Origin of the sequence: Nocardioides sp. NBC_00163 (assembly GCF_045206295.1) — a bacterium.
Taxonomy (GTDB): Bacteria; Actinomycetota; Actinomycetes; order Propionibacteriales; family Nocardioidaceae; genus Nocardioides.
Genome location: NZ_CP108155.1, coordinates 5,077,857 through 5,103,899, shown reverse-complemented (window position 1 = coordinate 5,103,899; position 26,043 = coordinate 5,077,857). Strand labels below are relative to the sequence as shown.

Annotated in this window: 29 protein-coding genes; 8 read left to right on the top strand and 21 right to left on the bottom strand. The window is 70.8% G+C overall.

Features of this window, described 5'->3' with window-relative positions; translation table 11 throughout:
• Window positions 1-79: 79 nt before the first annotated feature.
• The gene (locus OG801_RS24460) at window positions 80-295 is read left to right on the top strand and encodes a hypothetical protein (RefSeq protein ID WP_355017975.1); all 216 of its coding nucleotides are present in this window, start codon (window positions 80-82) and stop codon (window positions 293-295) included.
• A gap of 84 nt (window positions 296-379) precedes the next feature.
• On the opposite strand, the gene erpA is transcribed toward OG801_RS24460, so the two are convergent.
• On the bottom strand, window positions 380-733 hold the full coding sequence (gene erpA / locus OG801_RS24455) for an iron-sulfur cluster insertion protein ErpA (protein ID WP_350661565.1): 354 nt from the start codon (window positions 731-733) through the stop codon (window positions 380-382).
• 64 nt (window positions 734-797) lie between these two features.
• On the bottom strand, window positions 798-1,883 hold the full coding sequence (locus tag OG801_RS24450) for a glycerate kinase (protein WP_406031732.1): 1,086 nt from the start codon (window positions 1,881-1,883) through the stop codon (window positions 798-800).
• Window positions 1,884-1,977: 94 nt separating this feature from the next.
• Between OG801_RS24450 and OG801_RS24445 the strand changes: the two genes are divergently transcribed.
• On the top strand, window positions 1,978-3,027 hold the full coding sequence (locus tag OG801_RS24445; RefSeq protein WP_406031731.1) for a DUF695 domain-containing protein: 1,050 nt from the start codon (window positions 1,978-1,980) through the stop codon (window positions 3,025-3,027).
• A gap of 63 nt (window positions 3,028-3,090) precedes the next feature.
• Window positions 3,091-4,263: a quinolinate synthase NadA gene (gene nadA / locus OG801_RS24440; RefSeq protein WP_355017978.1), complete on the top strand. Its 1,173-nt coding sequence runs from the start codon at window positions 3,091-3,093 to the stop codon at window positions 4,261-4,263.
• Window positions 4,264-4,295: 32 nt separating this feature from the next.
• Here the strand turns inward: nadA and OG801_RS24435 are convergent, their stop codons facing one another.
• The 16 genes from OG801_RS24435 to OG801_RS24360 form a co-directional block, all read right to left on the bottom strand.
• Window positions 4,296-4,937, bottom strand: a complete 642-nt coding sequence (locus OG801_RS24435) for a response regulator transcription factor (RefSeq protein WP_350718968.1) — start codon at window positions 4,935-4,937, stop codon at window positions 4,296-4,298.
• Window positions 4,934-6,166 (bottom strand): histidine kinase, encoded by a 1,233-nt coding sequence (locus OG801_RS24430; protein ID WP_355017979.1) that lies wholly within the window; start codon window positions 6,164-6,166, stop codon window positions 4,934-4,936. Before OG801_RS24430 ends, OG801_RS24435 begins: the two co-directional genes overlap by 4 nt.
• A gap of 17 nt (window positions 6,167-6,183) precedes the next feature.
• A complete protein-coding gene (locus tag OG801_RS24425) occupies window positions 6,184-7,533 on the bottom strand; it encodes an FtsX-like permease family protein (RefSeq protein ID WP_406031730.1) in 1,350 nt (449 codons plus the stop codon).
• Window positions 7,533-8,300, bottom strand: a complete 768-nt coding sequence (locus tag OG801_RS24420) for an ABC transporter ATP-binding protein (RefSeq protein WP_406031729.1) — start codon at window positions 8,298-8,300, stop codon at window positions 7,533-7,535. Before OG801_RS24420 ends, OG801_RS24425 begins: the two co-directional genes overlap by 1 nt.
• A 109-nt stretch (window positions 8,301-8,409) precedes the next feature.
• Window positions 8,410-9,831: a sensor histidine kinase gene (locus OG801_RS24415; RefSeq protein ID WP_406031728.1), complete on the bottom strand. Its 1,422-nt coding sequence runs from the start codon at window positions 9,829-9,831 to the stop codon at window positions 8,410-8,412.
• The gene (locus OG801_RS24410) at window positions 9,828-10,553 is read right to left on the bottom strand and encodes a response regulator transcription factor (RefSeq protein WP_406031727.1); all 726 of its coding nucleotides are present in this window, start codon (window positions 10,551-10,553) and stop codon (window positions 9,828-9,830) included. The genes OG801_RS24415 and OG801_RS24410 overlap by 4 nt, the downstream gene beginning before the upstream one ends.
• 60 nt (window positions 10,554-10,613) lie before the next feature.
• A complete protein-coding gene (locus OG801_RS24405) occupies window positions 10,614-12,470 on the bottom strand; it encodes an efflux RND transporter periplasmic adaptor subunit (RefSeq protein WP_406031726.1) in 1,857 nt (618 codons plus the stop codon).
• The gene (locus tag OG801_RS24400; RefSeq protein WP_406031725.1) at window positions 12,467-13,348 is read right to left on the bottom strand and encodes a DUF5666 domain-containing protein; all 882 of its coding nucleotides are present in this window, start codon (window positions 13,346-13,348) and stop codon (window positions 12,467-12,469) included. Before OG801_RS24400 ends, OG801_RS24405 begins: the two co-directional genes overlap by 4 nt.
• A 31-nt stretch (window positions 13,349-13,379) precedes the next feature.
• On the bottom strand, window positions 13,380-14,609 hold the full coding sequence (locus OG801_RS24395) for an ABC transporter permease (RefSeq protein WP_406031724.1): 1,230 nt from the start codon (window positions 14,607-14,609) through the stop codon (window positions 13,380-13,382).
• On the bottom strand, window positions 14,606-15,316 hold the full coding sequence (locus OG801_RS24390; RefSeq protein ID WP_406031723.1) for an ABC transporter ATP-binding protein: 711 nt from the start codon (window positions 15,314-15,316) through the stop codon (window positions 14,606-14,608). Before OG801_RS24390 ends, OG801_RS24395 begins: the two co-directional genes overlap by 4 nt.
• Complete coding sequence (locus OG801_RS24385) at window positions 15,313-16,593, bottom strand: efflux RND transporter periplasmic adaptor subunit (protein WP_406031722.1); 1,281 nt, start codon at window positions 16,591-16,593, stop codon at window positions 15,313-15,315. The genes OG801_RS24390 and OG801_RS24385 overlap by 4 nt, the downstream gene beginning before the upstream one ends.
• A 99-nt stretch (window positions 16,594-16,692) precedes the next feature.
• Complete coding sequence (locus tag OG801_RS24380) at window positions 16,693-17,472, bottom strand: class I SAM-dependent methyltransferase (RefSeq protein ID WP_406031721.1); 780 nt, start codon at window positions 17,470-17,472, stop codon at window positions 16,693-16,695.
• A gap of 5 nt (window positions 17,473-17,477) precedes the next feature.
• Entirely contained in the window at window positions 17,478-18,077 is a 600-nt protein-coding gene (locus tag OG801_RS24375) for a hypothetical protein (protein ID WP_406031720.1), read from the bottom strand.
• 175 nt (window positions 18,078-18,252) lie between these two features.
• Window positions 18,253-19,161 (bottom strand): zinc metalloprotease HtpX, encoded by a 909-nt coding sequence (htpX, locus tag OG801_RS24370; protein WP_355017991.1) that lies wholly within the window; start codon window positions 19,159-19,161, stop codon window positions 18,253-18,255.
• Window positions 19,162-19,165: 4 nt separating this feature from the next.
• A complete protein-coding gene (locus OG801_RS24365; RefSeq protein ID WP_355017992.1) occupies window positions 19,166-19,444 on the bottom strand; it encodes a PspA-associated protein PspAA in 279 nt (92 codons plus the stop codon).
• Window positions 19,441-20,223 carry a PspA/IM30 family protein gene (locus OG801_RS24360; protein WP_355017993.1) on the bottom strand — a complete coding sequence of 261 codons (783 nt, stop codon included), beginning with the start codon at window positions 20,221-20,223 and terminating at the stop codon, window positions 19,441-19,443. Before OG801_RS24360 ends, OG801_RS24365 begins: the two co-directional genes overlap by 4 nt.
• A gap of 184 nt (window positions 20,224-20,407) precedes the next feature.
• Between OG801_RS24360 and OG801_RS24355 the strand changes: the two genes are divergently transcribed.
• Window positions 20,408-20,992, top strand: coding sequence for a DUF3043 domain-containing protein (locus OG801_RS24355; protein WP_406031719.1), 585 nt, complete (start codon window positions 20,408-20,410; stop codon window positions 20,990-20,992).
• On the opposite strand, the gene OG801_RS24350 is transcribed toward OG801_RS24355, so the two are convergent.
• Together OG801_RS24350 and OG801_RS24345 are read right to left on the bottom strand one after the other, a co-directional pair.
• Window positions 20,983-21,375, bottom strand: coding sequence for a hypothetical protein (locus tag OG801_RS24350; protein ID WP_355017995.1), 393 nt, complete (start codon window positions 21,373-21,375; stop codon window positions 20,983-20,985). The genes OG801_RS24355 and OG801_RS24350 overlap by 10 nt on opposite strands.
• Window positions 21,375-21,719: an STAS domain-containing protein gene (locus tag OG801_RS24345; RefSeq protein ID WP_406031718.1), complete on the bottom strand. Its 345-nt coding sequence runs from the start codon at window positions 21,717-21,719 to the stop codon at window positions 21,375-21,377. The genes OG801_RS24350 and OG801_RS24345 overlap by 1 nt, the downstream gene beginning before the upstream one ends.
• Before the next feature lie 115 nt (window positions 21,720-21,834).
• Here OG801_RS24345 and OG801_RS24340 point away from each other — a divergent pair, with 115 nt between their 5' ends.
• The 3 genes from OG801_RS24340 to OG801_RS24330 are packed head-to-tail and all read left to right on the top strand — an operon-like array spanning window position 21,835 to window position 24,604.
• Window positions 21,835-22,569: a response regulator transcription factor gene (locus OG801_RS24340; protein ID WP_355017997.1), complete on the top strand. Its 735-nt coding sequence runs from the start codon at window positions 21,835-21,837 to the stop codon at window positions 22,567-22,569.
• Entirely contained in the window at window positions 22,566-23,957 is a 1,392-nt protein-coding gene (locus OG801_RS24335; protein WP_406031717.1) for an ATP-binding protein, read from the top strand. The genes OG801_RS24340 and OG801_RS24335 overlap by 4 nt, the downstream gene beginning before the upstream one ends.
• A 5-nt stretch (window positions 23,958-23,962) precedes the next feature.
• Complete coding sequence (locus OG801_RS24330; RefSeq protein ID WP_406031716.1) at window positions 23,963-24,604, top strand: GerMN domain-containing protein; 642 nt, start codon at window positions 23,963-23,965, stop codon at window positions 24,602-24,604.
• Between the two features lie 18 nt (window positions 24,605-24,622).
• Here OG801_RS24330 and dapB read toward each other — a convergent pair whose 3' ends face one another.
• Window positions 24,623-25,369: a 4-hydroxy-tetrahydrodipicolinate reductase gene (gene dapB, locus OG801_RS24325; protein WP_406031715.1), complete on the bottom strand. Its 747-nt coding sequence runs from the start codon at window positions 25,367-25,369 to the stop codon at window positions 24,623-24,625.
• 179 nt (window positions 25,370-25,548) lie between these two features.
• On the opposite strand from dapB, the gene OG801_RS24320 reads away from it, so the two are divergent.
• A complete protein-coding gene (locus tag OG801_RS24320; RefSeq protein ID WP_336738557.1) occupies window positions 25,549-26,016 on the top strand; it encodes a class I SAM-dependent methyltransferase in 468 nt (155 codons plus the stop codon).
• Window positions 26,017-26,043 lie beyond the last annotated feature (27 nt).

The following is a 26,043-nucleotide window of genomic DNA, read 5'->3' as shown; positions in this document are numbered from 1 at the left end:
CTCGACCGTAGACAGGAGATGAAATATTACCGCTGAGTCCGCCTTCTGCTACCCGTTGGTAGTGCTTACCGTCGTTTGCATGACAGACATGCGCGTTCCGTACGACGACCTCGACAGCCCCGCGCAGCTCTGCGCCGACTGCGCCGCCGCCGACAGCGCGCTGCGCCTGCCCGCGCCACGGGTACGCGAAACGGCCCGCCCCGCGCCCGCCATGCGGATGCAGGCCCGCGAGCCGGGCGACACCGCCATGCTCGAGGCCTGCGGCCATGTCGCCAACGACCTCGCCCTGACCTGATGGTTTTCGGCCTCCCGGAATGTGGAGGCCACCAAATACCAGCAGCCCCTGCCTACGCGGCAGGGGCTGCTGACGTTCTGGGACTCAGTGGAAGGAGTCTCCACAGGCGCATGAGCCGGTGGCGTTGGGGTTGTCGATGGTGAACCCCTGCTTCTCGATGCTGTCCACGAAGTCGATCATGGCGCCGTTGAGGTAGGGAACGCTCATCCGGTCGACGACGACGGAGACACCGTCGAAGTCGGTGACGACGTCACCGTCGAGGGTGCGCTCGTCGAAGAAGAGCTGGTAGCGCAGGCCGGAGCAGCCACCGGGCTGCACCGAGATGCGCAGGCTGAGGTCGTCTCGGCCTTCCTGCTCCAGGAGGCTCTTCACCTTCGAAGCGGCAACGTCGCTCACGTTGATGGAGTCTTCGCGGCGTTCGGTCGTCTGCTCGGTCATGTAGCTGGGCTCCCTGTGCGTGGGTGCGGGTGTGTCTTAAGGCTCAATCGTCGCACATCATCGGTTATTCCCGCTGGTCGGCGGACCACGTCCGGGCCACCCTGGCGGCGACCTGGACCAGGGAGTCGTACGCCTGGCCGAGCGCCTGCTCCTCGCCGACGCTGTCGACGAGCGAGTAGGCGGCGTCGATGCCGAGCGTACGCATCTCCCGCCCGCTCATGCTGACCTTGCCCGCCAGCACGATGCAGGGCCGCAGCGCCTGCTCGGCCAGCCTGGCGACCCCGGCCGGTACCTTCCCGGCCGCGCTCTGCGGGTCGAAGGAGCCCTCACCGGTGATCACCAGGTCGGTCCGGGCGGCCAGCTCGGGCAGCCCCAGCAGATCGGCGACGACGTCGAACCCCGGCCGTCGGGCGGCCCCGAGGAGCAGCAGCGCGAACCCGATCCCGCCGGCCGCCCCCGCGCCCTTCTCGGTCGCGGTCTTACGCGATGTGGCGGCGGCCAGGTCTTGGAGCACACCGTCCCAGCGGGGCATGGTCTCCTCGGCCAGCCCCTTCTGCTCGCCGTAGACCTTGATCGCGCCGAAGAGCCCGGTGAGCGGGTTGTCCACGTCGCTGGCGATCACGATCTCGAGGCCCAGCGGCTCGGGGAGCGTGACCTCGGTGATGCCCTCGAGCCCGGCGACCCCGGCATCGAGCGGCCGGTCCGCGGTGGCGCCGAGCGCGGCGAGCAGCCCCGCTCCCCCGTCGCTGGTGCCCGAGCCGCCGAGGCCGACCACGACCGCGGTCGCGCCGGCGTCACGGGCGGCGCGGAGCAGCTGGCCCACTCCGTACGAGCTCGCCTGCTCGGCTCCCTTCCCGCCGGTCAGGTGCAGGCCGGCCGCCTGGGCCGACTCGACGTAGGCGGTCTCGCCGTCGACCAGCACCTGAGCGGTCACCGGCTCTCCGTGCGGACCCCTGACCTCGACCTCCAGGAGGTCGCCACCGAGTACCTCGTGCAGCAGCTCGAGGAATCCCGGTCCGCCGTCCGCCATCGGCGCGAGCGAGAGCTCGTCGAGGGGCGCCGTACGCCGCCAGCCCTCCGCGATCGCGGCGGCCGCTTGGGCGGCGGTGAGCGTGCCTGCGTACTTGTCGGGGGCGATCAGCACTCGCATGGCCGAAACCTACCCGTGCACGGAAGCACCAGGTGTTCCACCTGACGCTTTCAGTCTCGTAACCATTCCGCATGCGTCGCGTTAAGGTCGTTTCGTGCGGATCTTCGGGCGGCGCGGGGCCAGCGACTCAGAGACCAGGCGGATCAATGGCTTCTGGACCTGGTGGGCCCAGAAGGGCGCTCTGGCCTGTGGCGCGGCGCTCGACGCCGACGACCAGGACGCTCTCGTCGCGCTGCTGGCCAGGCGGATCGACGCGATCGAGGCCGGTCTGAGCTGGGAGGTCGGCCCCGGGCCGTTGGGCGGCCGGCTGCTGGTCGTCTCGGCCGGCGGCAACCCCGACCATCGTGCGCTGGCACGCCGCTGGCTGCTCGCCGCCCCCGAGCCCGACGGTGTCTCGCCCTGGGAGTTCAGCGACCAGCGCCCGCCCGTCGACGATCCGGTCGAGGCGGTGCTCACCACCCCCGGCGGCGCCGCGATCCGGCTGGCCGACATGCTGGTCGCCGCCCGGCAGAACGGCGCTCACTTCGACCTCACCCTCTTCCACCCGGCCTTCCCCGACCTCGCCGACGACGCTCGTCTCCAGGTCGCCTTCCACGCCCTCGACACCACGCTGGGCGAGTCCAGCACAGAGCTGTGGATCGGCGAGGTCGACACCACCACCGCCCGACCCCGCGACGGCTTCGGCCTCGACGGGCTGAGCGTCGCCGTACGCAACCTCCGCAAGGAGTACGTCGACCCCGACGGCAACCCGGCCTGGGTGCTGCTCCACGGGGAGAGCCCCCAGGGGCCGGTGATCGCGAGCGCGGTCGTGCCCCTGCACCCGGTCACCGCCCCCAACCTGACCCATCACGTCGGCGTGATGGTCCCCTACGTCGGCTTCGGCGAGCGGGGTCTCCCCTCGGCCGACGCCCTGCGCGAGCTCGGCCAGCTCGAGGACCGGCTCGCCTCGACCCTCGGCCCCGACGGCCGCGTCGTGGCGCACGAGACCACCAACGGCGTACGCCTTCTCCACGCCTACGTCGACCCCACCACCTCGGCGCCGCAACGGCTCGAGGACACGGTCGACGGCTGGGTCCACGGCGACGTCGTCACCCGGGTCGACACCGACCCGGCGTGGGATGCCGTACGCCCCCTGCGGGCTTGATCCGTACCACCATGTGACCCATGCCACGAGGGCGCCGAGCCCTCGACATGTATTATCGTCATCATGACGACTGTCGACCTCCCGCTGCTCCCCCTGGGGCGTGGCACCGACCTGAACTCCGAGCGTGGCGTCGAGTGCCCCGGCGATCTGCCGGCCGCCTCCGACCCCGACCTGGTCAAGCGCGCGCTCGCCGCCAAGGAGAAACTGGGCGAGAAGGTGTTCGTCCTCGGACACCACTACCAGCGCGACGAGGTCATCCAGTTCGCTGACGTGACCGGGGACTCCTTCAAGCTCGCGCGCGACGCCGCCGCCCGGCCGGACGCCGAGTACATCGTCTTCTGCGGCGTGCACTTCATGGCCGAGTCGGCCGACATCCTCACCTCGCCGTCGCAGGCGGTCATCCTCCCCGACCTCGCGGCCGGGTGCTCGATGGCCGACATGGCGCGCCTGGGCCAGGTCGAGAAGGCCTGGGAGGCGCTCTCCGAGGCGGGCGTGGCCGAGCAGGTCGTGCCGGTGACGTACATGAACTCCTCCGCCGACATCAAGGCGTTCTGCGGGCGCCACGACGGCGTCGTGTGCACCTCCTCCAACGCGCAGGCCGTGCTGGAGTGGGCCTTCGACCAGAAGGACGATGCCAAGGTCCTCTTCTTCCCCGACCAGCACCTCGGCCGCAACACCGCCGTGCTCAAGCTCGGTATGTCCCTGGGCGACTGCGTGGTCTGGGACCCGCTCAAGCCCGGTGGCGGCCTCAGCGCCGAGGAGCTGCGGGCGGCGAAGGTGATCCTGTGGAAGGGCCACTGCTCGGTCCACGGCCGCTTCTCCCCCGACACCATCGACGACCTGCGTGCCGAGATCCCGGGTGTGCAGATCCTGGTCCACCCCGAGTGCCAGCACGAGGTCGTCCTCAAGGCCGACCTGGTCGGCTCGACCGAGTTCATCATCTCGACCATCGAGGCCGCTCCTGCTGGGTCGGCCTGGGCGATCGGCACCGAGCTCAACCTGGTCAAGCGCCTCGCCAACGCCCACCCGGACAAGCGGATCGTCTTCCTCGACCGCACCGTCTGCTACTGCTCGACGATGAACCGCATCGACCTCCCCCACCTCGTCTGGGCCCTCGAGTCCCTCGTCGAGGGCCAGGTCGTCAACCGCATCGAGGTCGACCCCGACACCGAGCGCTACGCCAAGCTCGCCCTGCAGCGCATGCTCGACCTCCCCGGCAAGACTCAGGACGACTGACCCTGTCCGCCCGGCGCCGAGATGGCGCCGGGTCAGGTGTCGTTGAGCCAGGCCAGGACGGCGAGCACGCGACGGTTGTCGTCGCTCGCCTGGGGCAGGTCGAGCTTGGTGAAGATCGAGCTGATGTGCTTGCCGACCGCCTTCTCGGTGACGAAGAGCCGGGCGGCGATGGCGGCGTTGGAGCGGCCCTCGGCGATCAGCGTCATCACCTCGCGCTCCCGCTCGGTGAGCCGGTCGAGCGGGCGTTCGCGGCGGGTGAGGAGCGCGGCGACGACCTCCGGGTCGAGGACCGTCCCGCCGCCGGCGACCTGGCGCACCGCCGCGAGGAAGGCGTCGACGTCGGCGACGCGGTCCTTGAGCAGGTAGCCGACCGCGCCCTCGCCCCCGGCGAGCAGGTCGCGCGCGTAGAGCGGCTCGACGTACTGGCTCAGCACCAGCACCGGAAACCCTGACCGCGCCTGCCGGGCCTCGATCGCCGCGGTGATGCCCTCGGTGGTGAAGGACGGAGGGAGACGTACGTCGACCACCGCCGCGTCCACGTCCGGCCGGACCAGGGCCCGAGCCAGGGCGGGCGCGTTGTCGACGGCCTCGACGACCTCGATCCCGCCCGCTTCGAGGATCCGGGTCAGGCCGACGCGCAGCAGCGCCTGGTCCTCGCCCAGGACCACCCTCAGATCCGGCAAGGCACCTCCAGGGTGATCAGGGTCGGGCCGCCGGAGGGGCTCTCGACCTCGACGGTGCCGTCGAAGGCGGCCAGCCTGGTCGCGACGCCGGCGAGCCCGTGTCCGGTCGCGTCTGCACCGCCGCGGCCGTTGTCGCCCACCACGATCCGCAGCCGCTGCCCGTTGTGGCTGCCGCGTACGAACGCCCGGTCGGCGCCGGAGTGCTTGACCGCGTTGGCCAGGCACTCGGCCACCGCGAAGTATGCCGCCGACTCGACCGGGTCGGGCAGCCGCCCGGGCAGCTCGATGGCGACGGTGACCGGCAGCGGCAGTCCGGCGGTGAGGGCCTGGACGGCTCCCACGAGGCCACGGTCGGCGAGCACGGGCGGCAGGATGCCGCGTACGACTCCACGCAGGTCCTCCAGCGCGGACACCGTGGTCTCGCGGGCCTCGCGCAGCAGCGCCGCGGCGGCGTCGGGGTCGGTCGCCATCAGCTTCTCGGCCAGCCCGACGCTCATCCCGACGGCGGCGATCCTGGCCTGGGCACCGTCGTGGAGGTCCCGCTCGATGCGACGCAGCTCGGCCGCCGAGTGGTCCAGCGTCTCGGCACGGGTCGACTCGACCTTCTCCACCCTGGCGGCCAGCGTGGCGACCTGCCCCTGGCCGAAGATGCCCCGCTCGGCCAGCGCCCGCGCCCGGACCAGGCCCGGGGTCGCCATCCACCACACCAGCAGCAGCGGACCAGTGAGCAGGAGCAGCAGCCAGGCCACCCAGGTGATGCCGGCGAACGCCAGGATCAGCCAGGTCAGCGGCGCGGTCAGGAACGCCGCGGGCAGCAGGGAGAGCACGAAGCCTCCGGTCGCCGAGAAGCAGCAGAAGGCGAAGTCGCGCCAGCGCGCCTTGTCCCGAAGCCACCGGAACGGCCGGGCGAGGACCGGCAGCGCACTCAGGTCCGCGTACGTCTCCGGCATCCTCTCCCCGAGGAGCATCCCGCTCACCCGGCGATGCACTCCGGCGACGGCCTGGGTGGCCGGCACCGCACCCAGGGCGATCCCGATGCCGACCCCGAACACCAGCCCGAGCGGGATCGAGAGCACGGTGAGGATCGCCAGCACCAGGGCGGGGGCCATCATCAGGGCATAGCCCAGCGACAGTCCGGTCAGCCGGAGCCGCTCGACGAGCGCCTGCCCGCTGAACGGCTCCGGTCGCACGGTCCGGATCGGTGCGTCCCAGTCGGTCATCAGGAGTGAGTGTGACATCAGCGAGCGCCGGACGTCGTGCGTAATGCCCGGCTCGTCGCGCCGGCCGCGGAGGCCAGCGTGAGCGCCACGGCACCGGCGATCAGCAGGGGCGGCAGCCAGAGCTGTGCGTCGGGGACCAGGCCCTCACCCCGGACGTAGGCGAACGGGACGATCGTCGCCTGGGCGGCGAGCAGCCCGACGACGGTGCCGACCGCGGCGACCACACCGGCCTCGGCGAGGATGGAGCCGCGCACCTGACCTGGAGTGGCGCCGAGCAGCCGCAGCCTGTGCAGCTCCAGGCGGCGGTCGGCGAGGAGGGCGGCGAAGGCGTTGACGACCATGATCGCGGCGAACGCGCAGATCATCGCGGTGACCACGTTGTTGAGCAGGTTTGCCGTCTCGAAGCCCTCGGCGACCTCCGGGGGCAGACCGGTGGGCAGCGTTCGCTCGTCGATCCCGACCAGCATCAGGATGCTGACCGCGGCCGCGGAGAGCACCATCACCGGAGCGAGAACCCCTGCAAGCAGGTGGGACCTGCGCGAGGTGTTGTACGCCGCCAGGTGACCGCTCGTGCCGCTCAGCAGCGGCCGCAGCACCCAGCTGCCGGCCCGCAGCAGCAGCGGTGCCAGCGCGGCGAGACCCACCGCGACCACAAGGCCGAGGGAGCCGGTCATCGCCATCGCGTCAGACGGGTCAGCGGCGTCCTTGCCCGTTGCCATGGTCATCACGACCATGGTCGTGGCGAGGCCGACAGCGACCACGGCCACCACCCAGCGCCACCAGGCGATCCGACCGGTGCCTGTCCTGGCTTCGGAGAGGGCGACCGTCGCCGGTCCCCGGGAGGCGCGTGACCCAGCCATGCCGGCAGCAGCCAGGGAGACGAGCAGGAGCAGGACGACGGTCGCGGCGAGCGCGACCCAGCCGCCCGAGTGGGCGACCTGCTCGCTCACGACGCCACCGGACTGCAGCAGATCGAGGAGCGCTCGGCTGGTCAGGCTCGCCACCACGGCGCCGAGGACGGTGGCGGCGAGCGCGACCACGAGCGTCTCCGCCCGCACCAGGGCGCGTACCTGACGGGGCTCGGCGCCGACGGTGCGCAGCAGGCCGATCTCGGCCTCACGCTGCCGGACGGTGATCCCGACGGTGGAGACGATCGAGAAGAGCGCGATGACGGTGCCCCAGGCTCCGACCACTCCCCCGAGGATGAGCAAGGTCTCCCGCTCGGCGCTCGGCGTGCCGGGCTCGAGCGCGACCTGGATGAACGGCGTGAACGAACCCATCACCGCTGTGCCCAGCAGGATCGCGACGAAGGTCGCGGTCATGGCGGTGGCGCGGTGGCGCAGCGAGCGCAGTGCCAGGGTCAACATCACACCATCTCCCGCTCGGCCCGGGCGGTGAGCTCGTCGAGATGTGCCATCTGGCCGGCGACGGCCTCGGCGGCGGGGTTGTCCATCTGCCCCACGGCACGGCCGTCGACGAGGAAGACCACGCTGTCCGCGTAGGCAGCGGCGACGGGGTCGTGGGTCACCATCACGACGGTCGCACCCAGCTCGCGCACGAGGCTCCGGAGCAGGGCCAGCACCGAGGCCGCCGTGTGGGAGTCGAGGGCTCCGGTGGGCTCATCGGCGAGGACGATGTCGGGACCGGTCACCAGCGCCCGGGCGATCGCGACCCGCTGCTGCTGGCCGCCGGAGAGCTGTGCCGGCAGGTGGCCGATGCGATCGCCCAGGCCGACGCGGTCGAGCAGCTCGCGGATCCGGCGGCGGGCAGCCGCGTCGATCCGGCCCCCGGCCAGCCGCAGCGGCAGCGCGACGTTCTGCTCGGCGGTCAGGTAGGGCAGCAGGTGGAAGCCCTGGAAGACGAAGCCGATCCGCTCGCGGCGCAGCCTGGTCCGGCGTGCCTCGGTCAGCTCGGTGACGTCCTGGCCGGCGATGACGACCCGGCCGCCCGTCGGCTGCTCCAGCGCTCCGGCGCAGGTCAGGAAGGTGGACTTGCCGGAGCCGGAGGGCCCCATCACGGCGGTGAACGTGCCCGGCGCGCAGGCCAGGTCGAGTCCGTTGAGCGCGGTCACGGCGGCCGCGCCGGTGCCGTAGGTCCTGGTGAGGCCGGTGACCTCGAGGGCGGGTGTGGTCATGGGTGGCTCCTGCGGTTTCGGGTGGCTGATGTCACCCTTCGACGCTAAGGAACCCGCCGCTCACCCACGATGGGCTCAAGGAGCCGAACCGGGTAGGGAAAACCCCACCTCAACCCTGCGGCGAGCGCGGGAGACGTACGGCGATCGTGGTGTCGCCCGGGGCGCTGGCGAGGGTCACGGTGCCGCCGTGGGAGGTGACGATGGCGTGGACGAGGGCGAGCCCGAGGCCGGCACCGCCGTCGCGCTGACGGGCCTCGTCGGCGCGGGTGAAGCGCTCGAAGGCGTGCGGGACCAGGGCCGGCGGAAAGCCGGGGCCGTCGTCGTGGACGTCGAAGCCGTCAGGACGTACGCGGACCGTGACCGTGGTGCCGGCGGGCGTGTGCCGGCGCTCGTTGGTGAGCAGGTTGCTGATCACCTGGTGGAGGCGCTGGGCGTCGCCGGTGACGATCACCTCGGCGTCATCTGAGTCGGCGTCGGCCGGTAGCTCGAGCCGCCAGGTGTGCGAAGGGGCGACGACGCGGGCGTCGTCGACGGCCTCCAGGAGCAGCCGGGTCAGGTCGACCGAGTCGCGGGCGAGCGGGCGGCCCTGGTCGAGGCGGGCGAGCAGGAGCAGGTCCTCGACCAGCGCGGTCATCCGCAGCGACTCCTCCTCGACCTTGCCGAGGGCCGTCGGGACCGCTTCGGGCCGCTGCTGGGCCAGCTCGGTGTAGCCGCGGATGGTGGTCAGCGGGGTGCGCAGCTCGTGGGAGGCATCGGCGACGAACTGGCGTACCTGCTGCTCGCTGCGGTGACGTTCGGCCAGGGAGGTCTCGACGTGGTCGAGCAGCGAGTTGAGCGCGGCGCCCACCTGGCCGACCTCGGTGTCCTCGTCGGTGAGCCGCTCGGGCACCCGCTCGGTCACCGAGACCTCGCCGGAGGAGAGCGGCAGCGCGGCGACGGTGTGGGCAGTCGCGGCGACCTCGCGCAGGGGGCTGAGCTGGCGGCGGACGACGACATAGCCGACGCCCGCAGCGGCCAGGACGCCCAGCAGGGTCAGCAGGGCCTCCCAGAAGATCAGGCTCTCGATCGTGTTGTCGACCTCGTCGGTCGACATCCCGACGACCTGTACCGCCTGCTCGCCGGTGTCGAGGAATCCGGACTGGGCGATCACGCGGAAGCTGCCTTGATCCAGCTCGACATCGTGTAGGCGGGCGTCGACACGTACATCCTCGAGAACCTCCAGGTCTGCGTCGGACAGCTCGTCGTCCGCGTCCGGGTCGAAACCACCGACCTGGCTGTCCGCGGCAGAGGAGGCTGGGATGAGCGCTCGGATCGCACCCGGCGGAACATTGATCATGCCCGCCGGCCTCGGGCGGTTCACCGACCCCGCCATCTCCTTGACGTCCCGGTCAAGGCGGTCCATCAACGTCTCGCGCAGCGCGATCGTGGCGAAGGTGGCGATCAGGAGCGAGACGACCAGCACCAGGGAGACCGCGGTGATGACCAGGCGCGAGCTCAGCGGCGCGACCAGCCGCTTCAGCCGGAGGCTCACTCAGCGGCCTTCAGCACGTAGCCGGCACCGCGCATGGTGTGGATCATCGGCTCGCGGCCGGCGTCGATCTTCTTGCGCAGGTAGGAGATGTAGAGCTCGACGACGTTGGCCTGGCCGCCGAAGTCGTAGGACCAGACCCGGTCGAGGATCTGGGCCTTGGACAGCACCCGGCGGGGGTTGCGCATCAGGAAACGGAGCAGCTCGAACTCGGTGGCGGTGAGCGTGATCTCCTCCCCGTCACGGTGCACCTCGCGGGAGTCCTCGTCCATCGTCAGGTCGCCGACGCGGATCACCGAGTGCTCCTCAACCCTGGTCGCGCCGGCCCGCCGCATCAGCCCACGCAGCCGGGCGACGAGCTCCTCGAGCGAGAACGGCTTGATCACGTAGTCGTCACCGCCCGCGGTGAGCCCGGCGACCCGGTCCTCGACCGCGTCCTTGGCGGTGAGGAAGAGGACGGGTACGGCCGGGTTGGTCGACCGCACCCGGCGCAGGACCTCGAGCCCGTCGAAGTCGGGCAGCATCCAGTCGAGCACGATCGCGTCGGGAGCGGTCTCCTTCGCGGCGGCCACGGCCTTGGTGCCGGAGTGGGCCATGGTGATCTCCCAGCCCTCGAACCGCAGCGCCATCGCGATCAGCTCGGCGATGTTCACCTCGTCGTCCACGACCAGCACCCGCAGGGGCGAGCCGTCGGCGCGGGTCAGGTCCTTTCCTCCAGCAGTCATGACCCCATCATGCGGCTGTTTGCTGTGTGGTGCCTGTGAGGTCGCTGTGGCGTGTCGATGTCATCGCTGACCACCGCCCGGCGGCTGTCCGACGGGCCCGCCACCGGGCATCTGGACGACACCGCTGCCCGTACGCCCGAAACCCTGCTGCTCGGAGGTGTCACCGCTGGGCAGGTCCTGGGAGAGGTCCGCCAGGACGACCTGCTGACCCTCCTCGAGGCCGTCGGTGACCTCGATCCGGGTGGAGCCGAGGAGGCCGGTGGTGACCTGCTGGCGCTGGGTCGTGTCGCCGTCGACGACCAGCACCGAGCCGTTGGAGAGGGCCGAGGCCGGGACGGTCACGACATCCTCCGCGGCGCCGACCACGACCTCGACCGTGGCCATGTTGCCGGCGAGGAGGTCGAGGCCCGTCTCGTCGAGGGTGACCGTCACCGGGAACGTGCTGCTCCCCGAGGATGTGTCGGGCACCTGGCCGACCAGGGTGACCTTGCCCGGCAGCGCCTTCTCGCCGCCGGCCGGGGTGACCTCGGCGACCTGGCCGGTCTCGAGCTGCTCGACCTGGGTAGCGCTGACGTCCAGCTCGACGCTGGTCAGGCCCTCGGCGATGAGGGTCACCGCCTCGGTGCCGGCCGAGGCGCTGTCTCCCTCCTGCACCGCGACGGAGGCGACCGTGCCCGTGGCCGGCGCCTTCAGCACCGCGCCCGCGAGCGCGGTCTTGGCCTCGGCCACCTCGGCCTTCGCCTGGTCGATCTCGGCCTGGTCCTTGGCCAGGGTCGCGGCGGTCACGCTCCCACCTGCGCCGGAGGCGTTCGACCCGCTCTCGCTCTCCCGGCCGCTCTGCTCACCCTGGGAGCCACCGGTGCTGGGCATCTCACCGGACTCGCCTCCGGCACCGGGCTCCCCGCTGGCGCCACCCGCACCGCCGGAGGGCTGCTCGGCCCCCTGCTGGGGCTGGCCGCCGGACTGGTCCGGGTTCTGACCGCTGGACGAACCAGCGGCCGCGAGGGTCTCGTCGAGCTGCGCGCTGTAGTCCACCAGGTCGGCCTTCGCGGACTTCACCGCCCCCTTGGCGTCGCTGAGGGACGACTGGGCCGAGCCGAGCAGCCCGACGACCTCGGAGACGGTCCCGCCGGCCGAGCCTTGGGCACCGAGCGCGTTCTCCAGGTCCTCCTGGCAGGAGGTGGAGGTGTCGTCGGCACAGGACTCCTGCGCCGCCTTCAGCGCGGCAGCGAGCTCTCCGCCCTCGTCGAGGGTGCCGCCGGAGGCGACCAGCGCGGCCAGCTTCTCCTGGGCCGAGGCGAGGTCCGTCTGCGCGGTGCCGAGCCGGGTGTCGGCCGTGTCGAGCGCCTTCTGGGCCGAGACGACCGCGTCCTGCAGCTCCTTGACCTTGGCGACGAGCTCGGCGGTAGAGGAGCTACGCACGGCCGACGTCGCCCCGGTCCAGAGCGCGGCGACGGTCCCACCCGAGGAGCCGGTCACCGAGCTCGGCGAGGCGGTGGCCCCGGAGGAGGACGCCGAGCTCTCCGACGAGGTGACACCGGAGACCTGAGCCTCCTTGTCGCTCTCCAGCTGCGCCCGGGCCGCGGCCAGCGTGGCCTTGGCGGAGGTGAGCGACTTCTTCAGTGACGTACGGTCCAACCGGGCCACCACCTGGCCCTTCCTCACGGTGTCGCCCTCGGTGACGACGGTCTCCACGGTCCCGTCAGTGGCGAAGGCGAGGTCGGCGCGACCGTTGGGCGCGACGGTGCCGGTCAGCGAGAGGGTCTGCTCCACATCGCCGGTGGTGACCGCGGCGGCGCGGTAGCCGGCCGAGGACGAAGCGGTCGCTGCGTACGCCGTGTAGCCACCGCCCGCGACCACGATCAGCGCCGCGGCACCGGAGGCCGCCTTGACCCAGGTGCGGGAGACGCGCCTCACGAGGACGCTCCGTCCTGGCCCGGCAAGCCGCCCGGCATCCCGCCGCGGCCTCTGATGCCGGTGGCGCACTCGCCGTCGACGGGGTCGGAGACCGAGATCCGCTCGGCGGTGACCGCCCCGGTGTCGTCGGTCTCGCCGGTGGCGGTGACGCAGGTGCCCACCACGAGAGCGCTCTTCGTCGCCGTCCCGGTGGTCGTGTAGGTGGTCTCGGACCCGACCGTCACGCTCAGCGAGGTCGTCTCCTCGGAGTCGCGCGAGGTCGCCGCCACGGTGAAGCCCGAGTCGCTGACCGCGGTCACCTCACCCGAGGCGCCCATGCCACCGCCCATGTCACCGCCCATGCCTCCGGGACCGCCCGACGGCATCCCCTCAGGCATGTCGCTGGGCAGATCGGTGGGCATATCGCTGGGCATCCCCTCAGGCCGCTGACCGCCTCCGAAGCCGCCTGCGCAGGACCCGTCGGTCTTCTCGGTGATCCGGACGGTGCCCGCGGTCATGGCGGTCTCGCTCGACTCGGAGCCGTCGGCAGTCGTGACCATCACGCAGCTGCCGACCGTGACGTCGGCCAGCGCGGCGCTGATCTGCTGGCTGATCGTGGTCTCGTCGGTGTAGGTGACAGCGGTCTGGGCGTCGCTGCTCTGGACCTGCAGCGTGCTGCCGTCGATCGCGGCGATCTCGCCGGAGGCCCCCGGCATGCCGCCGCCCATCCCCTGGCCCTGCCGCTGACCCTGGCCGTACCCCTGCCCCTGCCCCTGCTGATCCGTGGCCGCGTCGCCATCGGAGCCACAGCCGCCCAGTGCGACGAGCCCGACCGTGGCGAGGGCCACGAGTGACAGCGTGCGAGCCCGTCGCGCGCCGGGTGTGAATGTGTTGGTCATCGAGATTCCTTCGTACGTCGAGATGGTGGTGTCACTCGCTGCGGAGCGCGTCGATCGGGGTCAGGCGAGCGGCCCGGCTGGCGGGGTAGACCCCGAAGCCGACGCCGAGTGCCAAGGAGGTGACCAGCGCGGCGGCGGTGGCCAGGAGGGACAGGGAGACGGGCTGGTCGATCAGACCGGGAAGCCCCCAGGCGCCGACGGCGGCGATGACGATGCCGACGACACCACCGGCCAGGCCGAGCAGGGATGCCTCGGCCAGGAACTGCCGCCGGATCACCGACGGGGTCGCGCCGAGCGCCTTGCGCAGACCGATCTCCCGGATCCGCTCGGTGACGGAGACGAGCATGATGTTCATGACGCCGATGCCGCCCACGAGCAGCGAGATCGCCGCGATGCCGCCGAGCAGCACCGTCAGGGTCTTGTTGGTGGCGTTGGCGGTCTCGACCAGCGAGTCCTGCGAGGAGATCGAGAAGTCGGCATCGTCGGCGCTCACGCCGTGCAGGTTGAGGAGCAGCGCATTGATCTCCTGGTAGGCCGCCGGCAGGGCCTCGTCGGAGACCGCCTCGACGTAGACCGTCGAGACCGAGCTGCTGGTCGAGCCGGTCAGCGACTTCGCGGTGCCCATCGGGGTGACCGCGGTGTCGTCCTCGGTGGAGCCCGACGAGCTAGCCCCGGTCGACTCCAGCACCCCGATCACGGTCAGCGCGGTGCCGCCTACCGAGACCGTCTCGCCGACGGGGCTGGCCGGCCCGGTGAAGAGCTCGGCGGCGGTGTCGGCGCCGAGCACGACGACCTTCGCACCCGAGGCCACCTCCTCGGAGGTGAAGAACCGGCCGGTGGCGACCTCGCGCTTGCGCACCTGCGGCCACGTGGTCGTGGCACCCACCAGCGAGGTCGTCCAGTTGGTCGAGGCGGTGTCGAGCTGCGCGTTCGAGGTGGTCACCGGGGCGACCGCCTTCACGTCCGGCGCGGCCGCGTCGTCATCGAGCGCCTCGGCGTCGGAGAGGGTCAGCGTGGAGGCCGACCCGAAGCCGCCGCGTACGCCCGAGGAGTCGGTGGAGGAGCCCGGCGAGACGATCAGCAGGTTGCTCCCCAGCGCGCTGATCTGGCTCTTGACCTGGTCCTGCGCACCCTGGCCGAGGCCGACGGTGAGGATCACCGAGGCGATGCCGATGACGATGCCGAGCATCGTCAGCAGCGACCGCAGCCGGTGCGAGCGCACCGCGTCCCAGGCGGTCGCGAGAGTCTCGGCCCAGCTCATCGTGCACCTCCGGCGAGCACCGGCTCGTCGGCCGTGATCAGGCCGTCGCGGATGGTCAGCCTGCGGCCGGCGCGCGCGGCGACGTCGTGCTCGTGGGTGATCAGCACGATGGTCCGGCCGCTCGCGTGCAGCTCGTCGAGCAGCGCGAGCACGGCCTCGGTCGATCCGGAGTCGAGGTTTCCGGTCGGCTCGTCGGCCAGGATGATGTCCGGCTCGGTGACCAGCGCCCGGGCCACCGCGACCCGCTGCTGCTGACCGCCGGAGAGCTCGCCGGGACGGTTCTCGAGGCGGTCGCCGAGCCCGACCCGCTCCAGGGCCCGGGCGGCGCGCTCGCGACGCTTCGACCTGGGCACACCGGCGTACATCAGCGGGAGCTCGACGTTGCGCCAGGCCGGCAGGCTCGGCAGCAGGTTGAACTGCTGGAATACGAAGCCGATCCGCCGATTGCGTACGTGGGCGAGGGATGCCTCCGACATCGTCGAGACGTCCTCCCCGCCGAGGTGGTAGCTGCCTTCGGTCGGCACGTCGAGGCAGCCGAGGATGTTCATCAGGGTCGACTTGCCCGAGCCGGAGGGCCCGATCACGGCGACGTACTCCCCCGCGTCGATCTCCATGTCGACTCCGCGCAGTGCCTCGAACTCGATCGAGCCGGATCGGTACGTCTTCCGCACGCCGTCCACGGAGACGACCGGGGCGCTCGCGCTCACCGACCGCCACCCATCTGATCGGGCATCCCGCCACCGGGGAACTGACCGCCACCGGGCATCTCCCCCATCTGCCCGTCACCGCCGAAGCCGCCGAAGCCGCCCTCCTGACCGCCTTCCTGGCTCCCGGACCTCGAGCCGCCGGGGCGGGTGAAGGCCTCGATCTCGACCGTGTCGCCCTCGGCGAGCCCGTCGGTGATCTCGGTCGTCGCGCCGTAGACCTCGCCGATCGTCACCTTCGTCTTGACCGCCTTGCCGTCGACGACCTTCTGGACGTACGCCTGGTCGCCGTCCGTCGTGATCGCGGCGCTGGTCACGGTGAGCACGTCCTCGCGCTGCTTCACGGTGATCTCGGCCGTGGCCGAGGTGCCCGGGTAGAGGTCGTCGCGCTCACCGGTGACCGTGATGCTCACCGGGAAGACCGCAGCGCCCGAGGAGCTCGTCTCGGCGACCTTGCCGACCGTCGCGACGGTGCCGAAGACCTCCTCGTCGACCCCGTTGACGGTGACAGTCGCCTGCAGACCCTTCTTCAAGGAGTCCGCATCGTCCGCGCTGACGGTCGCCTCGACGACGTGGTCTCCCGCCGAGACGATCGAGACGGCGCCGGTGCTCGTCGAGTCCGTGGAGCTGCCAGAGCTCGCGCCGCCCGAGTCCTCGCCCATCGGCAGGTCAGAGCCACCGGATCCACCGGAGGAGGACGAGCCCGAGGAGCCCGACGATGAGCCCACGACGTCACCGACGGCGAGGTCGAAGGCGGTCACGGTGCCGCCGATCGTGGCGCGCAGCACGGCATCGTCCACGGCCTCGCGAGCGGAGTCGAGGTCTGCCTCGGCGGCCGCGACGGCGGCCTCGTCCGAGGCGATCTGTACGTCCGAGGCCCCCGAGGACTCGTCGGTGTCGAGCTGCTCCTGAGCGGCGGTGAGGGCCGACGCGGCCGCGGTGCGGGCGGCGACCAGGGTGGTGTCGTCCACCCGGGCCAGCGGGTCACCCTTCTTCACGGTGTCGCCCTCGGCGGCGTAGATCTTCGTCACCGTGCCGGATACCTCGAACGACAGGTCGGCGGTCTCGGCCGCCTCCACGGTGCCGCTGGCCGACACGGTCTCCTTCACCGTGCCGGACGTCGCCTGGACCTGCATCGCCTGCGCCTGGGCGGTGTCCTCGCGGGTGAGTGCCCACGCGCCCGCTCCGCCACCGACCACCACTGCCGCCACCCCGGCGGCGAGCAGGATCCGGGCTGTACGCCCCAGCCTCCGCCACCGCTCCGTGAGTCTCTTGCGCACCACACTGCCTCTCTCCTACGCCCCGGCGGCGCCGGAGGCCTGACGAGAGGACTGTCGTGTGCGTGGCTATGCGGGAGGTCGGCTCCGGCTGTGGGGAACCTATGAATCAGGCGCGTCGACGGCCCGGCGGGCGGTGTGGACCATCAGGTCCGCGCGCACCTCCACCTGCTCAGGAAGAACCGCGGCCAGGTCGGCGAAGAGCGCGGACCGGTCGGCGGCCGAGAGGATCCGGATCGCGGAGATGGTGTCGAGGTGGCGCACGTAGTCCGCACGGGCGAGGGTGAACCGGCGCGGCACCTCCCGCTGGCGTACGTCGCTCAGCCGACCGTCTGCCAGCATCTCGTCCCCGGGGAACAGCATCGGCGCGTCAGCCGCAGACGGCGGCGGCAGGTGGCGGCCCTCCGGGGCGTACGCCGCGATCATCTCGTCCTCGATGGCCGCGACCTCGTCGTCGGCCAGTACGAACGGGCCGCCGAAGAAGGCCACCACTCCCCCGTCGCGGACCAGGGCGGTGGCGAGGTCCCACCGCGTCGCCGGCGCCGTCCAGTGCCAGGCGGCGGCAGCGTAGAGCAGGTCGAACGGCTCGTACGCCGCCGCGTCGAGCTCCTCCAGAGCAGCGTGCACGGTGGTCACCGGCAGGCCCGCGCACTCACGCCGGAGCACGCCGAGCATGTCGGCGTCGGGGTCGGTGGCGACCACCTCGATCCCGGCGGCCGCGAACGTCCGGGTCGCCTTCCCGGTGCCGGCACCGACCTCGATCGCCCGTCGCACCGGGCCGTCGGCGACGTCCTTCACGAGCGCGACCAGGTCCTCGGGGTAGCCGGGCCGGAAGCGCTCGTAGTCCTCCGCGACCGCTCCGAAGCTCCGTGCACGTTCCACAGGTCTCAGAGCCCGGGGGCTCCCCAGACGGCGAGCCAGCGGGAGAGGTCCTTCTCGACCGGTAGATCGCCCTCGATCGCGGTACGGACGTTGATCTCGAGCAGGTTGTCGCGCTGCTGCGGGCCGGTCGGGACGAAGGGGTAGAAGGTGCCCTGCTTGTAGAGGTAGATCAGGCCGACGCTGCGCCCGTCGGCGCCCGCGCTGCTGTCGCGGAAGGCGATCAGCGAGCACAGCAGCCCCGGGCCGAAGCCGTTCATCTCCAGGGTGGTGTTGACCGCGTGCAGGTCGGTGACCAGGCCGGTGATGTCGGGGTTGGCCGGGTCCAGCGGCTCGTGGTCGACGCTGAGCCAGGTGAAACCGAACTCGTCGACGCTCGTGGTCACCGTCGGCGCGCTCTCGGAGGCGCCGAGCAGCTCGACGATGTCCTTCTGCGTGCCGGCGAACCCTGCGCCGGCCGCGGCCCGGTAGCAGACCGCTCCGTCACCGGTCGGGACCAGGCCGAGCGAGGTCTGCATGGTGAGCGCGGCCGTCGGCACCGCGAACAATGCGTCGAGGTTGGCCTGCTTCGGCCGCGTACGACCCGTGATGACGTCCCAGAAGCCCACGTCGCCGACTTTACGACGTGGGGATCAATAGGAGAGCGCCGGCCCTGCGCCGCGATGCACGCACGCTGGCGGCGTTGGCGCTCCTTCACAGACGCCCAGTCTGCGCTCGGAGCGCCGCCTTGCCATCGCACGCGCCTCGCGACGCAGGACTCGGCGCCTATTGATCCCCACGTCGTTACTGGGTCGGGCGGCCGAGCTCGGCCTCGATCCGGGCGAGCTGCTCCAGGCGCTGCTCCAGCGAGGGGTGCGTCGAGGTGAGCGTACGCAGCGACTGGCCGCTGATCGCCGGCGCGATGAAGAACGCGTTCATGGCCTGCGACGACCGCAGGTCGCGGCTCGGGATAGCGGAGATCTCACCGGTGATCTTCTGCAGCGCGCTGGCCAGCGCGCCCGGCTTCATGGTCAGCTGCGCGCCGGCCCGGTCGGCGGCCAGCTCGCGATAGCGCGACAGCATCCGCAGCAGCAGCCAGGAGACGGCGTAGACCGCCAGCGAGACCAGCAGCACCACCAGCCACACCGGGAGACCGTTGTTGTTGTCGCGGCGGCCGCCACCTGCGTACGCACCGTACTGGGAGCCGCGGCTCAGCATCCCGGCCACGATGCCGGCCGAGGAGGCGACCGTCATCACCAGCACGTCGCGGTGGGCGACGTGGGAGAGCTCGTGGGCGAGCACGCCCTCCAGCTCCTCGGCGGTCAGGCGCTGCATGATGCCGGTGGTCACCACGACCGCGGACCGCTTCGGCGAGCGGCCGGTGGCGAAGGCGTTGGGCATGTCGGTGTGCGCGATCCCGACCCGCGGCTTCGGCATGTCGGCCAGCGTGCACAGCCGGTCGATCATCGCGTGCAGCTCGGGCGCCTCCTGGGCCGACACCTCGCGCGCGCCCATGGCGCGCATCGCGAGGGTGTCGGAGGCGTACCACTGCCACCAGGCGATCCCGAGCCCGACGATGCCGATGATCGGCGCCCACTGCGCGGGCATGACGAACATCAGCGCCACGATGAGCCCGACGAACAGCGCGCCGAGCAGGAACATCACCGTGGTCATCCGGACGGTCAGCCCGGCATCACCCTGGAAGCGTGACATGTTTCTAACCGGGGATGAGGCCCTCGTCGCCGAGCATCTCGGAGACCTCGGCGAGCGTGGAGCCGGGTCCGGGAAGGATCAGGTCGGAGGAGTCGATCGCGTCGACCGGGTGGGCGGTGCCCATCGAACGTACGCCATCGAGCAGGGCCTCCAGGGCCGCGTCGAAGACGGCCTCGTCGGTGCCCTTGCAGGCGGTCTCGACCGCGGCGTCGAGCTGGTTGAGCTTGTCGACGGCGGCATCGTCGAGGTCGTACTGCCCCTCGCCCAGGATGCGTACGATCACTGCTCGGCCTTCTTCTCGGTCGACTCCACGTCGATGACCGGCGCGTTGGCGTCGGCACCGGGCAGCGCCTGCGTCTGCTGCGGGGCGTTGATGCCCTTCAGCGCGGCGAGCTCGGCCTCGACGTCGCTGGTCGAGCTGAGCGCGTCGAGCTGGCGGGTGATGTCGTCGGTGGGACCGGCGGTGAGGTCGTCGAGGGCACCGGAGGCGAGCAGCTCGTCGACGGCGCCGGCACGAGCCTGCATCTCCAGGGTCTTGTCCTCGGCACGCTGCATGGCCATGCCGACGTCGCCCATCTCCTCGCCGATGCCGGAGATCGCCTCGTTGATCCGGGTCTGCGCCTCGGCGGCGGTGTACGTCGCCTTGATGGTCTCCTTCTTGGTGCGGAAGGACTCCACCTTGGCCTGCAACCGCTGCTGGGCGAGGGTGAGCTTCTCCTCCTCACCCTGAAGCGTGGCGAGCTGGGTGTTGAGGTCGTTCATCTGCTGGGTGAGACCGCTCTTGCGCGTAAGAGCCTCGCGGGCAAGATCCTCGCGGTTCATCTCGATGGCCTTCTGGGCCTGCTGGGTGAGCTTGTCGGACTGCTGCTTGAGCCCGTTGATCTGCAGCTCGACGCGCTTGCGGCTGGTCGCGACGTCCGCGACACCGCGGCGCACCTGCTGCAGCATCTGAAGCTGCTTCTGGTAGCTGTAGTCGAGCACCTCCCGTGGGTCCTCGGCCTTGTCGAGCGCCTTGTTTGCCTTCGCCTTGAAGACCAGGCTCAGCCGCTTCATCACACTCATCGGTTCCCTTTACGCCTCTCATATGCGGCCGACCGCCGGCCGCCCCGCGTCGTCGCTTGCCGCTGGACTCTCGTGGTCCTAGGACAAGTGTTGCCTCTCACCTTAGGCCGGGTCCACAAAACTCGCTGTCAGGGTCCTTCGGGATATCCTGTATGTGTCCCAGCCAACAGTAAGAGGTCACCCGTTGTTCGGTCGCAAGTCCCCCGCCCCGCAGGTCGTCGAGCCCGAGAACCCGGTCAAGGAGACCGGTAAGGGTCGTCCGACCCCTTCGCGCAAGGAAGCGGAGGCGGCCCGCAAGGCGCGGCTCAAGCAGCCGCGCTCCCGCAAGGAGATCAACGCCGCCAACCGCGCCCAGCGCTCCGAGCAGGGCGACAAGATGCGCCAGGCGATGAAGACCGGCGACGAGCGCTACCTTCCGCTGCGCGACAAGGGCCCGGTCAAGCGGTTCATCCGCGACTGGATCGACGCCCGGTTCACCTTCGCCGAGATCGTGCTCCCGGTGCTGATCATCGCGCTCGTGGTGCCCTACATCAGCCTCGAGCTGGCGATGTACTCCCAGCTCTTCACCCTCGTCGTGATGGCCACCGTGATCATCAACCTGATCGCGCTGCGCTTCCTGCTCCGCAAGGAGCTCAAGCGCCGCTTCCCCGACAACGACCTCAAGGGCACCACCTACTACGCGATCATGCGCTCCATCCAGATCCGCCCCCTGCGCCTGCCGAAGCCGCAGGTCAAGATCGGCGCGCAGCTCCCCGACGACTACCGCTGAGTCTCGGACCCGGGAGGGTCCTCGACCTCGCAGATCAGGCTGGCGCCGCCCATGCGGTGCTGGAAGCTCCAGGCGCTGGCCAGATCGGTGAGCTTGTCGGCGATGAAGGGCTCCGGTGCCGCCGCGGGCATCGAGGTGAGCGTCCAGACCGTGGAGAGCTCGACCCGGGTCGGCGTACGCCATGCCAGCTTGACCCAGATCTCGCCGGGCAGGTTCGAGATGGCCACATGGACGCCGAAGGCTGCGAGCACCTCGAGCCGGTTGGCGGCGCGGTTGCCGACGACCCGTGAGTCGGTCCACGCCCGTACCTGGCTCATCGCCTGGTCCGGCGTCAGCAGATCGGCCGCATCCTCGCGGTCGGTCTCGTGGACGTAGTTGCTCATCAATTGACCTTTCGGGTGGGGGTTGGTGCGGCCGGAGCCGTCTGGATGTCCCAGATGGTGTCGAGGCCCGCTCGTCGAAGCCGTCCGGCAAGCGCCGGATCGGCGTTCCGGAGACGTAGGGGCACGCCCCGCGTCCCGCAGCGCCGTTTGGCCCACAGCAGCGCCGCGACGGTCGTCGAGGAGAACTCGGTCAGGCCGGACAGGTCGACCACGACCGCCTCAGGACCTCCCCCGAGCATCTCCGTCAGCCGCCAGCGCAGGTTGTGGATCGCCCGCAGGCAGGTGGCGTCCGAGAACGGGACGACGACGATCTCGTCGACCGGGTAGAAGTCCGCCTCGCTCATGCCGCACACACTGCCCAGGCTGTATGGAGGTCCTTTCGCAGTTTCGTGTCAGTTTCGTGTCACTTCCGGCGGGCAGGCCACCACGAGTCGGCCTCCCACCCGTTCGGGTGAGACGATGCGAGACGTGCAAGAGGCAGCCAAGCGAGTGCTCATCCTGGAGGACGACTACGGGCTGCGTACCTCCCTCCGGCTCTTCCTCGAGCAGGAGGGATACGTGGTCGGTGAGGCCGACGATGCCGAGATCGCCCTCGATCTGGCCGCCGCGGAGCCGTTCGACGTGATGCTCGTCGACCTGATGCTCGGCGGCATCGACGGCTTCACCTTCATCCGCAACGTTCGCCCGCGGACGACCGCTCCGATCATCGTGATCAGCGCGCGAGACGGATCCAAGGACGTGGTCGCGGCGCTGGAGGCAGGAGCAGACGACTACGTACGCAAGCCGTTCGACGTCGCCGAGGTCAGAGCCCGGATCAAGGCCGCGCTGCGGCGCCCTGACTACCCGGTCGCTCCCACCTCGGGCGGCTACACCCCCATCGGGGGTGTCGTGCTCGACTCGACCGACGGGCCGCTGGTCTTCGACCCGGCGGCCGCCACCCTGCGTCGCGGCCCCGAGGATCTGCACCTCACCAGCACCGAGTTCAAGCTCCTGCTGGCGCTGGCGACCAGCCCCGGCCGGGTGATGACCCGCGAGAACCTGGTCAACCAGATGTGGCCCGAGGGCCACCACGGTGACGTCCGGGTGGTCGATGTGCACGTCAGCCGGTTGCGCAACAAGGTGGACAACGACCCGGTGACCGGCCGGGTCATCTCGACGGTGCGTGGACTGGGCTACCGGCTGGATCCGCGATGAGCCGGCGGCCGGTCCTACGCGGGCTTCGCGCCAACGTCGTGGCGGCCTTCGCTGCCGGCGCCCTGTTGATCAGCCTGATCCTCGCCTTCAGCACCTACTTCTCCGCGCGGCACTACCTGATCGTCCAGCGCGAGCGGAACGCACTGCAGCAGGCCTACATCGACGCTGCCCTGGTCAAGGAGCGGCTGCGCACGAACGGCGTGAACGTCGCCGAGGTCCTGTCCGAGATCGCCCCGCCGAGGCGAACCACGGTGTTCGTCCACCAGGACGGCCAGTGGTATTCCTCCGATCTCACCACGCAGGTCCACGACGCCACCAGCAACGTCGCGACCAGCGTCGAGGCCGGAGAGGTCGCGCTGACCTGGACCGATACCGGCAACCGGCCCAACATCGTGGTCGGCGTCCCGCTCGAAGGGGTGGACGCCGACTACTACGAGGTCACCCACGCCAAGGAGCTCAGCGAGACCCTCGACACGATGGGTTACTCGCTCGCGATCTCAGCGGCCATCACGACCCTCGCCGGCGGAGTCCTGGGGTGGTACGCGGCCCGGCGGGTGCTGCGGCCGCTGCGGCAGGTCGCGCTGGCCGCCGCCAGGATCTCCGCCGGAGAGCTCGACACCCGGGTCGAGGCGACCGACGACCCCGATCTGGCGACCCTCACCGGGTCGTTCAACACGATGGTCGACACCGTCGTCGAGCGCCTCGACCATGACGCCCGCTTCGCGGCCGACGTCAGCCACGAGCTTCGTACGCCGGTCGCCACCCTCACCACGAGTCTCGGTGTCCTGCAGGGCGACAGCACGCTCTCGCCGAGCTCGGCGACCGCCGTCGGGCTGATGGCCGGCGAGCTTGACCGGTTCCGCGGCGCGCTCGAGGACCTGATCACCCTGGGACGACTCGACGCGGGCGTGCGCGAGTCGGAGTGGGAGGTGCTGGGTGTCGCGGACCTGGTCGCCGCCACCCTCGCCGAGGCCGAGATCGACGACAGGGTCACCGTCGACGTCCCCGCGGATCTCGCGATCTATGCCGACCGGCTCCAGGTGCACCGGGCGCTGGCCAACCTGGTGCGCAACGCGGAGACCCACGGCGGCGGCCTGACCGCGGTGCGCGCGATCGCACGCCGCGGCTACGCGGAGATCCATGTCTCCGACTCCGGACCCGGCGTCCCCGCCGCCGAACGAGAACGCATCTTCGACAGGTTCGCCAGGATGGGCGCCCGCGGCGCGACCACCGGGAGCGGACTGGGGCTGAGCATCGTCGAGCAGACCGCGCAGCTCCACGACGGCTCGGTCTGGTGCCGCGAGGCGGACTCCGGCGGAGCCGACTTCGTGCTCTCCTTCCCACTGGCACCCACGGCGAGGACCGCCGCGGCTCGAGAGGCGACATGAGGGCGGTGCGTACGTCCTGGGCGGCGGGCGCCGCCGGCCTGCTCCTGCTCGCGGTGACGTCGTGCGGAGTCCCCGATGACGACGAGGTACGCACCGTCGACCCTTCGGAAGTGCCGTACCACCTGCTCGAGGACGTGGACGAGGTCCCCTCGGGCGCGGCGCGCGGTCTCGCCGGTCCCCGCCTCTACTGGGTCGACGCCGAGGACCGGCTCGTCGGCCGGCCCGCGGCGAGCTTCTGCGCGAAGACCCTGAGGGGGGTCGCCAAAGACATCCTCGACCAGCTCGGCGACGGACCCTCGGCGCGCGATCTGGGCTCCGGGCTCGGCACGGCCCTGCCTCCGGAGAGATGGCTGAAGCTCGTGGCGATCACCCATCGCACCGCCCACCTCCGCGTCTCCCTCGACGACACGCTCGCCACCAACCGGGTCGTGCTCGCGACGGCGCAGACGGTGCTGTCACTGACCTCGATCCCCGGCGTGGACCAGGTGGAGATGGAGTACGACGCCGGGCCGCTGCAGGTACCGCGGTCCTCGGGTGAGCTCGCCGACGGACCGCTGCGGCACGACGACTACCGCAGCCTGCTCGCCGACCCCGCCGAGCAGCCCAAGGACGAGTCGCTCGAACCCAGCGACCTCTGCCCGGGCTGACCTGACTCCCCGGCGGTCTCAGACGAGACCGAGGACTTCCTCCAGGCCGACCGTGAGCCCCGGCCGCGAGCCGATGCCGCGGATCGCGGCGAGCACGCCGTGGGCGAAGGAGGCGTGCGAGAGCGAGTCGTGACGGATGGTCAGGAGCTCGCCGACACCGCCGAGGATGACCTCCTGGTGGGCGACCGATCCGGACATCCGCAGGGAGTGGACCGGGATGCCGTCCACAGAGGCCCCACGGGCCCCGTCGAGGGCCGAGGTGGTCGCGTCGGGCGCCGGGTCCACCCCGGCCTCGCGGCGCGCCGCAGCGACGAGCTCGGCGGTCCTGCGTGCCGTCCCCGATGGGGCGTCAGCCTTCCGCTCGTGGTGGGTCTCGACGATCTCCACCGACGGGAAGTGGGCGGCGGCGAGCTCGGCGAACCGCATCATCAGCACCGCGCCGACCGAGAAGTTGGGCACCACCATCGCGCCGACGCCCGGGTTCTTCGCAAGCCAGGTCTCGAGCTGCTCGACGCGGTCGGGCCCGAAGCCCGAGGTGCCGATCACCGTGTGCACGCCGTGGGACAGACAGAACTCCGCGTTGCCCATCACCGCCTCGAGCGTGGTGACGTCGACGGCCACCTCGGCACCGGCGTCGGTGATCGCCGAGAGCTCGTCGTCGCGACCGATCCTGGCGACGAGCTCCAGGTCGTCAGCGGACTCGACGGCCTCACAGACCGCCGAACCGAGCTTTCCACGTGCACCGAGAACAGCCACCTTAGTCATGAGGCCACACCTTATAGATCACGCTCCAGCAACGATCGACCACCATCCGGTGAACAAATTGCGAGGCTTGTTCAGAGCTTGTCGAAGGGGCTGTGCGCGGAACCGTATGAGGATCTGGCAGTCTTGGACCCATGGTGGTGCAGACGATCCCTGCTCGGATCCGTTGGGCCGTTGATTTCATGGACATTCAACCGAACGATCATGTCCTTGAGATCGGCTGTGGCCCGGGGGCTGGTGCCGAGCTGATCTGTAGCCGGCTGGAGACCGGAAAGCTGTTTGCGATCGACCGCTCGGAGTCGGGTGTCGATCGTACGAAGCGACGCTGCGCGAAGTACCTGGAGGCAGGACGCCTCACGGTCCGCCAGATCGACCTCGCGACGCTGCGGGTCCCGGTCAAGCGGCTGACGAAGGTGTTCGCGTTCAACGTCAACCTGTTCTGGGTGCGTGACGCATCCGCCGAGATAGCGTTGCTCCACGAGCGCGTGCTCCCCGGCGGCACGGTCAACCTCTTCTACGAGGCCACCCAGCGAGAGCAGGTCCCCGAGATCATCGAGAAGTCGAGCAAGGCCCTGGCCGACGCCGGCTTCCGCGTCTCCATCGTCGACTCCAAGGTCCCCGCTGCGGTCGGGATCATCGGCAAGCGCTGACCCCAAGCGCGCCGAAGCGTCACTTTC